We start from the raw sequence: 471 nt of genomic DNA, 5'->3' as shown, positions 1-471 counted from the left end.
TACCTGCGGCTCCTGTTGCGCCTGTTTCACCTTTATCTCCTTTAGAGATTGTTGCTGTTTGACCGTCGCTGAAGTGGACCACTGTGTTACCAGCTGCGTCTTTTGTTTCATTGACAACTGTTAACGGTGCAGCATCTTCTCCTTTATCTCCCTTAGCACCTTTTGGTACTACGATGGATTTACCGTCACTGAAGTTGACTTTGATATCACCATTCGCTTGTGGTTCTGTTGATGTGATTGTGATTGATTTGCCATCTTCACCTTTCGCACCCTGTGCTCCGGTTGCTCCTGTATCACCTTTGTCACCCTTAGCTCCTTGGCCTCCAGTATCACCTTTGTCCCCTTTAGAAATCGTTACATGCGAACCATCACTAAAGTTAACGACAGTATTACCTTGACCATCTTTAGTTTCACCAGTCACTGTCAATGGTGCGGCATCTTTACCTGCGGCTCCTGTTGCGCCTGTTTCAC

The 471-nt window shown here is 46.7% G+C and carries 1 pseudogene; it reads right to left on the bottom strand.

The annotated features are described in order from the left end of the window. Nucleotides 1-471: pseudogene (locus HMPREF2603_RS09265) on the bottom strand (collagen-like protein); the annotation flags it as partial.

The organism is Staphylococcus sp. HMSC055C03 (genome assembly GCF_001809385.1).
GTDB lineage: Bacteria > Bacillota > Bacilli > Staphylococcales > Staphylococcaceae > Staphylococcus > Staphylococcus simulans.
The sequence above is the reverse complement of the archived record's forward strand: the minus strand, read 5'-3'. Positions and strand labels throughout refer to the sequence as shown.